This is a genomic window from Nostoc sp., assembly GCF_036919495.1.
In the GTDB taxonomy this organism is placed as follows: Bacteria; Cyanobacteriota; Cyanobacteriia; order Cyanobacteriales; family Nostocaceae; genus Nostoc.
The window spans coordinates 1-10668 of sequence record NZ_JBALBZ010000196.1 but is presented as its reverse complement, the minus strand read 5'-3'; the positions used below and the strand labels follow the sequence as shown (position 1 = coordinate 10668).

Sequence of the window (10668 nt, the reverse complement as noted above, 5' to 3'; positions counted from 1 at the left end):
AACGCCCAAAAGCTACCCAAGGGTGGAAAACCAATTAATCCCAAAGTCCCGACGATAAAGGCTATTGCTGAAATCGGGCGACGTGTCCACAATCCGCCTAATTGCGTGACATCTTGAGTAATACTATTCCAGATAATTCCTCCAGTACTCATTACTAACAATGCTGCGGATATGGCATGGGTGAGTACTAACAATAGCGCCGTTTCGTATTGTTGCACTCCCACGGCGATGAATACTAAACCCATGTAGGCACTGACAGAATAGGATTGACAGCGCTTAAGATCAATTTGAGCGATCGCAATTAAAGAAGCACCCAACGCTGTCACTACCCCAATGGCTACCATAGCTGAGGAAACTATAGGCGAGATGCTTAACACAGGTTGCAGTTTAATCAACACCCATGCACCACTAGCTACTACTACCGAGTTCCGCAAAATCGTACTCGGAACAGGGCCTTCCATTGCTTCATCCAACCACAGATGTAGGGGGAACTGGGCACATTTACCCATTGGCCCGGCAATTAAGGCTAAACCTACCAGTGCCATCGTTGTCGGGTTGACGTTAGCAGTAGCCGCCCACTTAGCTAGTTCTGGATAACTCCAAGTCCCGGCTAAGGGCCATAGTGCCAACACGCCCATCAATAAGAATAAGTCTCCCACCCGTTTAGTTAAGAAAGCATCTCTCGCACCTGAGACTACTAACGGCTGACTAAACCATAAGCCGACTAGTAGGTAGGTTCCCAGTGTCAAGACTTCCAAAATTACATAGCTGAAGAACAAGTTATTACATAAAGCAAGGGCACATAGTCCCGCTTCAAATAATCCTAATAAGGAATAGAAGCGTCCCCAACCCCAATCCATTTCCATGTAGCCTATAGCATAAATCTGCGCCAGCAAATTTAAGCCAGTAATTACAACTAAAGCGCCGACACTCACTGAGGATATATCCAAAGCAATGGTGAGGTCTAAACCAGCTGTAGATAACCAAGGAATAAATACTTCTTGGGCTGGCTGATTCCAAGTTGCTTGTAAGGCGATCGCACTATGTACAAACGCCAAAAATGTCATTACCAAATTTACATAACCCGCCGGTCTTGGCCCCGTTTTCCGAATGATCCCCGGCGACCAAGGTACGGCTAACAAACCACCTATTAAGGCATAGCACGGAACTAGCCAAACAGTCTCTAGTAGAAACTGAGCCATTAACTTACCTCTATATTGTCATCAAAAATTTGGAGTTTTGAGTCAACTCGCGTTGATCCCCGTTAACCTAGCGATGTCTACGATGGGCTAAACCTACGCAGATCAGAGAAATTTATCTTTATTTAATTTTCTTAGAAACAGCTTACCGTTATCTTTGTCAAAATAGTATTACTTTATCTAAACAAATTTGAGATAAATACTCTAAATAAATCTTATATAAACAACTATTTGAGTAATGAATAATAGCTATTGCTTTTTATCTATTCATCATGAGTTTTTACTTATTGACATAAATGATGAAAGACGCAAAGGACTTGCGTCTCTACAATTCAGCTAAATATAATTCATGCTTCGGTAGTTTTGTCAACCTGCCAAAAAACAGAAATAATCGCAGGTGCTTGGTCAAATTGGCTTATGGGGGCGGGTTTCATGTCCCGGTAGTCGAGCAGTTGGACTAAGATGAGATAAGCGATCGCTAAAATGACCGAAATCGCACCTGTAATAATGGCAACTAATTTTGAACGCTCCATCAGTATTTCCTTTAATGCAAGTTATTGTGGTGTGTCTATATCCACATTAATACTTGAGACACACACTACCCACTGGCCAGTAGCCGATCAAAGTAATGGTTTAGACGTTCACTTGGTAATCCATTCGACTTACTTATCTTTACATAGTTTAGTTTTTTCGTGCCTACCTACTTATTAAAACAAGATATAAATATGGAGTTTTGCTTACACTGCAAACATTTGCAAACTCTAAAAATTCATCGCAAAGTTAAGATTAAAGTTAAGTGCCAAGAGGCTTGTAGCCATTCACAATTACAGTTTCTTTACAGTTTATAAACATTATCTAAACAATATTAGTGATAAATAAGCTACATACTTACTGTTATCTTGCTAGGATATTTACTAGGGCAAGATAGTTACTTATATTTAACTTAAAAGTGTCATGATTAGTATTACTAAATTACATAAAATTGACTTTATAGTTTTAATTATTATTGTCCTAATTGGTCTTGTACATTTACCTTTTCCATTTGACGGAGATCAAGCATTTTTTAGGCTAGGTGCTTTAGAGATGCAACAAGGAAAGGTACTCTATCGTGATTTTTGGGATGTAAAGCAACCAGGAATTTTCTGCTTTTATTTGTTGGCGGGAAATTTGTTTGGTTTTAATGAGATTGGCATCCATGCTTTTGAACTTATTTACATGGTATTTTTTTCGATAATATTGCTACTGACTCTAAAAAACTATTTTCGGCATCAGATAATCGCAAGCTTAGTACCTTTGTTAACGGTTGGTGTTTACTATGTTATTTCAGGCCCCTGGCATCTTACTCAAGTGGAAGCACTGGTTGGTTTTCCTTTATTCCTTTGTCTTTGGCTAACTTTTCAATCTTTTAAAAGCGAAGGAAAGCAAAGATTTATCTTGCTTTTACTCTCAGGCTTTATTGGTGGAATTGTCCTCTTATTTAAATTAATATTTTTGCTGATACTATTTTCGTTTTGGTTAACTATATTAATGTATTCTATATTAATAAAACGGCAGAGCATTCAAAAAATATTTATTGAGATTTGTTTGCCTATCTTTATAGGTATTATCTTTCCTCTTTTAGTGGTTGCCAGCTACTTCGCGTGGTTTAATAGTTTTTCAATAGTGTATCAGACATTTTTTATATATCCGCCTCTTATTATTGCTAATTCTGCATTAAATCAAAATGACTTTATTTTGGGAATCAAATGGTTCTTACAGAATTTTTATCCTTTAGTTTTAATAGCTATTGTGGCAATAGATGCTTCATGGCGTAAGTCTAAGAATATATTAACTTTGTTACTTATTGTTTGGTGCATTTTTGGTTTTAGTGTTATTGCTTTACAATACAAAGCATTTTGGGAATACCATTTTTTATTATTATTTGTACCTATAGGTATTTTAGCAACTAAAGGACTAGATATATTATGGGACTCCTTAAAAGAATTAAGTTCGCAAATACCGACAATTATGCTCATATTTTTATTGTTCTTACCTTTCTCATCCACTCTTATAAAAAAAAGTGTAACTCTGGTTAATAATAAGTTTGCTTTAACTGAAGATACACGATTGAAATATCAGACTGTCTTTAGAAAAAAATATCCATCCCTTCATTCAGAGGCTAACTTTATATCTCAACCAGGAAGTATTGCTGGTGAGATTTATGTAGCCGGCGATCCAGCTATTTACTACTTTTCTGGTCGGACTCAAGCAACAATCCTACGTGGTTGGGCACTTGAATATTTTTTGCCTGAGCAATGGTTAACACTTGTAGAGCAGTTAGATTCATCAAAGCCTCCTTATATCTTCATTGATTATGAACCACAGGCAATAATCAAAGAAAATTTTCCCAAGCTGCTGGAATTTGTTGAGCAAAAATATCAGATTTTACGTCAAAGTAATAACGGTATTTGGTATATCATCAAATCATAGGTGAAGAAGAATACAGAATTCAAAATGTTGCAAGAGTGATACAGCACTTCCCGCTATTATGCAATACAGTTTTTCTCGTTGCCCATCTCACCTCATAACTTTCAGCTTTAAAGATGTACCTCATAGCTGCCGGAAGTGCTGTAACCTTGCCAAATATCGTCCTACCATTACCTGTTGTTGCTGAACTGTTGTTTGGAGCGTAAACGTCAGTTTTACCCCACCCTAACCCTCCCCTTATAAAGGGGAGGGAACAAGATTTCTTATTTCCCCCCAATATATCGGGGGGATTAAGGGGGGTAATTTGACTATCACGATTCGCCAAGGAATAATAGCTGGTTTAGGAGCCGTCGCCGGAGCCGGAACGTTATTTAGGAGTTTCTTTATGTAGTAGCTAATTCCATTCGCCTAATAGTTTTTAAACTTTCAGTATAAAAAAAACTTGCTAATAACCAATTACCAGTAAGGCTTTCACTAATAAAAGTAAGCTAAACTTTTATAGCCGAGTATTGCCTAAAAATATTTCATAATTGAAGGGAGAAAATCCCAATGGAGAAGATAAAAATGCTAGAACAATATCGTAAACACGTTGCCGAAAGAGCAGCACTCGGTATTCCCCCTTTACCATTGGATGCGAAGCAAACCTCAGAATTATGTGAATTACTGAAAAATCCACCAAAGGGGCAAGAGGAGATATTATTACATTTATTGCGCGATCGCGTTTCTCCTGGTGTTGATCCAGCAGCTTATGTCAAAGCTGGATTTCTCACCGCGATTGCCAAAAAGGAAATCACCAGTCCCTTGGTTTCGCGCATAGAAGCGGTGCAATTGCTGGGCACGATGGTAGGTGGTTACAATGTGCAATCTTTAATCGATTTGCTGCAATGGCCCACCGTATCCGTCTCAGACTCATCTGAAACACCTTTAGTAATGGGTGGACAAGGAAAAGAACCTATCGCCGCTTACGCCGCCAACGCCTTAAGCAAAATCCTTTTGGTGTACGACGCTTACCACGATGTTTTAGAGTTGTCTAAAACCAATCCTTTCGCTAAACGGGTAGTTGACTCTTGGGCGGAAGCTGAATGGTTTACCCTTCGCCCCACAGTTCCAGAAGCGATTACTGTCACTGTTTTTAAAGTTCCTGGCGAAACCAATACCGACGATTTATCCCCCGCCCAAAGCGCCACAACTCGTCCAGATATTCCCTTACACGCCTTGGTGATGTTAGAGTCACGGCAACCGGGAAGTTTACAAACCATTGCCGAACTGAAGAAAAAAGGGCATCCTGTAGCTTACGTGGGGGATGTAGTTGGTACAGGTTCCTCGCGTAAATCTGCTATTAACTCGGTGTTATGGCATTTGGGAAATAATATACCTTTTGTGCCAAACAAACGCGCTGGGGGTTATGTTTTAGGTGGTGCGATCGCGCCAATTTTCTTTAACACAGCAGAAGATGCCGGTGCTTTGCCTATTCAGTGCGATGTCACCAAACTAGAAACCGGCATGGTAATTACCATCCATCCCTACAAAGGCGAAATCACAAACGAAGCAGGCGAAGTTATTTCCACCTTTGCCCTCAAACCTGACACCATCCTCGATGAAGTCCGCGCAGGTGGACGCATCCCCCTACTTATCGGCCGTACCCTTACCGATAAAACTCGTCTTGCACTTGGTTTAGAACACAGCACAGTTTTCACCCGTCCCCAGCAAGCCTTTGATACAGGCAAAGGCTACAGCCTAGCACAGAAAATGGTAGGTAAAGCTTGCGGATTACCTGGTGTGCGTCCCGGCACATCTTGCGAACCCATCATCACTACCGTTGGTTCTCAAGATACCACAGGCCCTATGACCCGCGACGAATTGAAAGAACTTGCCTGTCTTGGTTTCAGTGCAGACTTAGTGATACAAAGTTTCTGCCACACAGCAGCTTATCCCAAACCAGTAGATATTCAAACCCATCACGAACTCCCCGATTTCTTTGCTTCTCGTGGCGGTGTCGCCCTCCGTCCCGGTGATGGTATCATCCACTCTTGGTTAAACCGGATGCTGCTACCCGACACCGTGGGAACTGGCGGCGACTCTCACACCCGCTTCCCCTTAGGTATTTCCTTCCCCGCCGGTTCTGGGTTGGTAGCTTTTGCAGCCGCCTTGGGTGTCATGCCTTTAGATATGCCAGAGTCAGTTTTGGTAAGATTTAAAGGTGAATTGCAACCAGGTATCACCCTGCGCGATGTCGTGAATGCCATACCCTATGTGGCAATTCAAAAAGGTTTGCTGACAGCAGAAAAGCAGAATAAGAAAAATGTTTTCTCTGGGCGCATTCTGGAAATAGAAGGTTTGCCAGATTTAAAAGTTGAACAAGCCTTTGAACTCACCGATGCTAGTGCCGAACGTTCTTGTGCAGGATGTACAATTAAACTGAGTGTAGAGACAATTTCTGAATATCTGCGTTCTAACGTAGCGTTGCTGAAAAATATGATAGCACGGGGCTATCACGATCCGCGTACCATGTTGCGCCGTGTGGCAAAGATGGAAGAATGGTTAGCAAATCCCGTATTATTAGAAGGCGATGCCGATGCGGAGTATGCCGAAATAATTGAAATTGATTTAAACGAAATCAAAGAACCAATTGTTGCTGCTCCCAATGACCCCGATAATGTTAAATTATTATCGGAAGTTGCTAACGATCCAGTGCAAGAAGTATTCGTCGGTTCTTGTATGACGAATATCGGTCATTATCGGGCAACAGCAAAAGTTTTGGAAGGCGCAGGTGAAGTAAAAACTCGCTTGTGGATAGCACCACCAACGCGCATGGATGAACACCAATTAAAAGAAGAAGGTGTATACAGCGTTTTTGGGGCTGCGGGTGCTAGAACAGAAATGCCAGGATGCAGTTTGTGCATGGGTAATCAGGCGCGAGTTGCTGATGGCACAACAGTATTTTCTACCTCTACCCGCAACTTCAATAATCGCATGGGTAAAGATGCACGAGTGTATCTTGGTTCAGCAGAATTAGCCGCAGTTTGTGCGCTGCTAGGACGGCTTCCGACAGTGCAGGAATACTTGGATATTGTGGCGAGTCGAATTCATCCTTTTGCAGATGATTTGTATCAGTATTTGAACTTCGATCAAATCGTCGGTTTTGAGGATGAAGGGCGAGTGATTGCGTTGGAAGATATGCCGAAGCTTGAGGATATTTTGGGTATGCCAGCTAGTAGTTTGCGTTAGTAAATATAGTAGGGTGGGCAATTGCCCACCTAATTTTTATTATCTGGGTAAAAATGTCAGCAAAAGATATCTACCATAATGCCGTGAAAAGTGCCTTAATTAAAGATAGCTCGACAATTACGGCTGATCCCTATCCAATCAAATATGCTGAAGTTAAACTGTTTGCGGATATGGCTGGTGAAAAACCCCTGTCTGTAAGTAGAGAAAATTAACAGTTGGTGTAATTTAAGCTAAAGTGAGTCTTGACTTTAGGAAATGATATGATTCCTGGGGAGAAGATAACTAAGCTTAATGAAGTTAAGGTTTAGTATAATTATTATATCAGATAGAATAGAATGTTTTTTCGAGACTTACCTTTAACTTAGCCAAGTGGTAAAATTTGGTCAGATTAGTTAAATCAATACAAAAATATCTAAGACTAAACATTAACGGAAATAAATTGTCAAGTTATGGTAACTCAATTAGAAATTACAGATGAACGCAAAGAAAAGGCTGAAGAAGAAATTCGTGACAAAAGAAAGCGTGTTGACTACACCACTTTAGAATACCCTATCGAAGTAATTGTTCAAAAATATTTAGATGGCAAAGCTGAAGATGAAAATGAATTCTTTATTCCAGACTATCAACGAGAAATGGCTTGGGATGAAGATAGGCAATCAAAATTTATTGAATCTGTAGTTTTAGGTTTACCAATACCTTATATTTTCGTTGCCGATATATCAGAATCAGAAGATTTAGCACGTTTAGAAATTATAGATGGTACACAACGTATTCGCACTTTAACTAGGTTTATTAACAATGAACTTAGATTAAAAAATCTTGAAAAATTAAAAACTCTGAATGGGTTTACTTTTGAAGATTTACCGCCACAACGCCAAAGGCGTTTTAACAGAACTACTATTAGAATGATTCAATTAACAGAAGAAGCAGATGAAGAAGTTAGAAGGGATCTTTTTGAGAGAATTAATAGTGGTAGTGTTGAATTAAATGAAATGGAGAAACGCAGGGGAAGTAAACCAGGAAAGTTTCTCGATCTAATTGAGGAACTATCAAAAAATAAAAAATTTCAAGATTTATGCTCTTTTACTAAACCTGAAATTGATAAAAGAGATCCACAAGAATTTGTCTTACGTTTTTTTGCATTTTTAAATAATTATAAAAATTACTCTGGTAGAAAAGTTCATGAGTTTTTGGATGACTATTTAGAACAAGAAAATAAATCTAGTTCTCTAAGTATTGATACAATGAAAAACGAGTTTTATTTGATGTTAGAATTTGTGGAAAAGCATTTTCCTAATGCTTTACATATTTATCGGAAAATAAAAAATCGCTATGAACCGACAACTCGAATCAAGTTTGAATCAATCTCTGTCGGTATTGCTTTAGCATTAAGAGAAAACCCAAATTTAGTACCAAAATCAACTGGTTTTTTAGATTCTCAAGCATTTAAAGATTGTACTCAATCTGATGCAAGTAGTTCTCAAAATAAGGTCAATAAGCGTATTCATTATGTTCGCGATCAGCTTCTAGGCAATTAATGAAAAGTACATTATTTCAAGATTTTGATGAACGCGCTCAAGAAGTTAGTAGATATTTTTTATTTTTGAAAAATTTAGAGCAAGGTTCAATTAAATTAAGCATGGGTAATGCTAAGAATACAAAAACCAAATCAATAAATAATGACTTAGAAAAAACTCTTAAAGCAACAGGATTTTTGTTGCTCTATAATCTAGTCGAATCCACTATGACTAATGCGATTGAAGCAGTTTTCGATGAACTAAAAAATAAAAATATTTCTTTTGATGATGTTAGAGATGAAATTAAAAAGATTATTATTGATAACATTAAAGATAAAGATAATAAATCCACAAATAATCTTTTAGTTAGTATCCAAAATATTTCAGTTGATATTATATCAGCTAGTTTTAACAAAAAGAGATTATTTTCAGGTAATGTCGATGCAAGAGAAATAAAAGATACAGCAAATATGTATGGTTTTTCATATAAGACAAATGCTAGAAAAACTCAAAATGGGAGCGATTTACTAACAGTTAAGACCAACAGAAATGATCTTGCACATGGTTCTAAGTCATTTGAGGAAGTTGGTAGAAATGCTACTGCGTATGAGTTATTAAAAATTCAAAAAAGAGTTATTTCTTATTTAAAGGCAATATTAGAGAATATAGAGATTTATCTATCTAACGAAGAATATTTAAAATAGTTAGTTTAAGTGAGTTATGAGTACAATCTTTTTAAATTTTTATTTTTCAATTTTCCAATTTTTTATAAAGACCTGCTGGTTATCAAAAATATTCCAGTGATAACCTGTGCTGATTGCGGTGAAACTTATTTAACTGCTGAAACTCTTCAAAAAATTTAACAAATCAAAACTAACCGTAAAAAATTAGCTGTTGAACGTCCTGTAGAAGTGGCTAGTTTTGGGTCATGAATAATTGCCAAAATTAAATATTGCTTCAGCTATCCACTAATACAGATTTATGGACTTCTACACAACAGTTTTACGAAAGAGTGCGGGTTATTGGGTTGCTTTATGCTTAGAAAATGGATTGGTAGGACAAGGGATAAATCAAGAAGCAGCAATCAAGCAGCTTAATGAAGCGATCGCTTCTTTTTTGGAAGTCTATAAAATCGAACCTAATATTTACCATGCTTCACTCACTATAGAAGAATTATATGAGTTTTTGGCAGTGGAAGACACTCAACCAGGCAAACTGATAAAAGTTTTAACCCTAAGCGTTCCAACAGACTGATAATTGTATCTGCAATTGTGTTGCGATCGCACCCTTAATTTCTTACAGGGTGATCGCGATAAACTGTTAAAATCTAATTGCCTGGCACCAAAATTTTAACAGGTGAACACCAATGGATTTTTACACATAGGAGTTATTAAAATGCTTGAAGTTCACAAAAATTATGTTCTTGACGAAAACCAACAACCTATTGCCGTACAAATTCCTATTGCTGAATTTGAAAAAATTGAAGAAATTCTTGAGGATTACGGTTTAGCAAAACTTATGGAGGAAGTAAAGGAAGAAGAAGCACTATCAAAAGATGAAGCACTAAAATATTATCAATCACTAAAATAAGAAAATGTGGCAAGTTGAATATACCAAAAGGTTCTTGAAAGAACTTGCTGCTTTACCAGTTGAGATTCAAAGCCGCATAGAACCTATTGTCTTTCAAGAACTTGAATAAGAGAATCCCTTTGAATTAGGATATCTTGAAAAACTGAAAGGCTATAGTGATAAATATAAGATTCGAGTTGGCGATTATCGTATAGGCATTACTCTTGATCAAGCAACAAAAACATTAATTTGCCAACGAGTTGCTCACCGCAAAGACATCTACAGAATTTTTCCTTGAAGCACTGTAAAACTTGTTATCATTACTGTATAGATACTCATTCTATCAGGCGATCGCACCCTTGCACTTCGCACACAGACCTAACTCCCTAACCCCTTCCCTACAAGGGAAGGGGGAGAAATCTGGCTCCGCTCTCCGCTTCCGAGAGGGGTTGGGGGAGAGGTCAATCCATGCGATCGCGGCTCTACCTATTAATTACGGTATTTTTTTATTCAGGAAAAACCGCAGATAGTGACTCGACGAGCCATAAAGGTTTTTATAAAAAAACCAGGTATCAAGCACTAGTTCCAAGAGAGCTTCCAGACTTATTGAGGATAATTGTCAAAGGTATCCGTATACTTATTTCCCACGCTGTAAACTAAGATGATTGTCCCCCGACTGAATCAATTTG

The 10668-nt window shown here is 38.1% G+C and carries 11 protein-coding genes; 9 read left to right on the top strand and 2 right to left on the bottom strand.

What is annotated here, in order from left to right; genetic code table 11:
* Together V7K25_RS27585 and V7K25_RS27580 are read right to left on the bottom strand one after the other, a co-directional pair.
* Positions 1-1202 (bottom strand): NAD(P)H-quinone oxidoreductase subunit F (locus tag V7K25_RS27585; protein ID WP_335162535.1); only part of this gene is annotated, 1202 nt, incomplete at its 3' end.
* 344 nt (positions 1203-1546) lie between these two features.
* Positions 1547-1732, bottom strand: coding sequence for a hypothetical protein (locus V7K25_RS27580; protein WP_335162533.1), 186 nt, complete (start codon positions 1730-1732; stop codon positions 1547-1549).
* A 421-nt stretch (positions 1733-2153) separates the two neighbouring features.
* Here V7K25_RS27580 and V7K25_RS27575 point away from each other — a divergent pair, with 421 nt between their 5' ends.
* The 9 genes from V7K25_RS27575 to V7K25_RS31720 all read left to right on the top strand — a co-directional run bounded on the left by V7K25_RS27575 (position 2154) and on the right by V7K25_RS31720 (position 10109).
* Positions 2154-3668, top strand: a complete 1515-nt coding sequence (locus tag V7K25_RS27575; protein WP_335162530.1) for a hypothetical protein — start codon at positions 2154-2156, stop codon at positions 3666-3668.
* A 561-nt stretch (positions 3669-4229) separates the two neighbouring features.
* The gene (gene acnB, locus V7K25_RS27570) at positions 4230-6893 is read left to right on the top strand and encodes a bifunctional aconitate hydratase 2/2-methylisocitrate dehydratase (protein WP_335162537.1); all 2664 of its coding nucleotides are present in this window, start codon (positions 4230-4232) and stop codon (positions 6891-6893) included.
* A 53-nt stretch (positions 6894-6946) separates the two neighbouring features.
* The gene (locus V7K25_RS27565) at positions 6947-7105 is read left to right on the top strand and encodes an element excision factor XisH family protein (RefSeq protein WP_335162528.1); all 159 of its coding nucleotides are present in this window, start codon (positions 6947-6949) and stop codon (positions 7103-7105) included.
* Between the two features lie 237 nt (positions 7106-7342).
* Complete coding sequence (locus V7K25_RS27560) at positions 7343-8431, top strand: DUF262 domain-containing protein (protein ID WP_335162526.1); 1089 nt, start codon at positions 7343-7345, stop codon at positions 8429-8431.
* A complete protein-coding gene (locus tag V7K25_RS27555; RefSeq protein WP_335162524.1) occupies positions 8431-9114 on the top strand; it encodes an MAE_28990/MAE_18760 family HEPN-like nuclease in 684 nt (227 codons plus the stop codon). The genes V7K25_RS27560 and V7K25_RS27555 overlap by 1 nt, the downstream gene beginning before the upstream one ends.
* Before the next feature lie 9 nt (positions 9115-9123).
* Complete coding sequence (locus V7K25_RS31725) at positions 9124-9273, top strand: YgiT-type zinc finger protein (protein ID WP_442948121.1); 150 nt, start codon at positions 9124-9126, stop codon at positions 9271-9273.
* 118 nt (positions 9274-9391) lie between these two features.
* On the top strand, positions 9392-9664 hold the full coding sequence (locus tag V7K25_RS27550) for a type II toxin-antitoxin system HicB family antitoxin (RefSeq protein WP_335162522.1): 273 nt from the start codon (positions 9392-9394) through the stop codon (positions 9662-9664).
* A gap of 102 nt (positions 9665-9766) precedes the next feature.
* Entirely contained in the window at positions 9767-10000 is a 234-nt protein-coding gene (locus tag V7K25_RS27545) for a hypothetical protein (protein ID WP_335162520.1), read from the top strand.
* Between the two features lie 4 nt (positions 10001-10004).
* Positions 10005-10109: a type II toxin-antitoxin system RelE family toxin gene (locus V7K25_RS31720; protein WP_442948120.1), complete on the top strand. Its 105-nt coding sequence runs from the start codon at positions 10005-10007 to the stop codon at positions 10107-10109.
* Positions 10110-10668: the final 559 nt, after the last annotated feature.

What these genes read in the sequence shown, in the direction of transcription:
- V7K25_RS27580 (WP_335162533.1), bottom strand. Translation starts at nt 1,732, where the DNA reads ATGGAGCGTTCAAAATTAGTTGCCATTATTACAGGTGCGATTTCGGTC.
- V7K25_RS27575 (WP_335162530.1), top strand. Translation starts at nt 2,154, where the DNA reads ATGATTAGTATTACTAAATTACATAAAATTGACTTTATAGTTTTAATT.
- acnB (WP_335162537.1), top strand. Translation starts at nt 4,230, where the DNA reads ATGCTAGAACAATATCGTAAACACGTTGCCGAAAGAGCAGCACTCGGT.
- V7K25_RS27565 (WP_335162528.1), top strand. Translation starts at nt 6,947, where the DNA reads ATGTCAGCAAAAGATATCTACCATAATGCCGTGAAAAGTGCCTTAATT.
- V7K25_RS27560 (WP_335162526.1), top strand. Translation starts at nt 7,343, where the DNA reads ATGGTAACTCAATTAGAAATTACAGATGAACGCAAAGAAAAGGCTGAA.
- V7K25_RS27555 (WP_335162524.1), top strand. Translation starts at nt 8,431, where the DNA reads ATGAAAAGTACATTATTTCAAGATTTTGATGAACGCGCTCAAGAAGTT.
- V7K25_RS27550 (WP_335162522.1), top strand. Translation starts at nt 9,392, where the DNA reads ATGGACTTCTACACAACAGTTTTACGAAAGAGTGCGGGTTATTGGGTT.
- V7K25_RS31720 (WP_442948120.1), top strand. Translation starts at nt 10,005, where the DNA reads ATGTGGCAAGTTGAATATACCAAAAGGTTCTTGAAAGAACTTGCTGCT.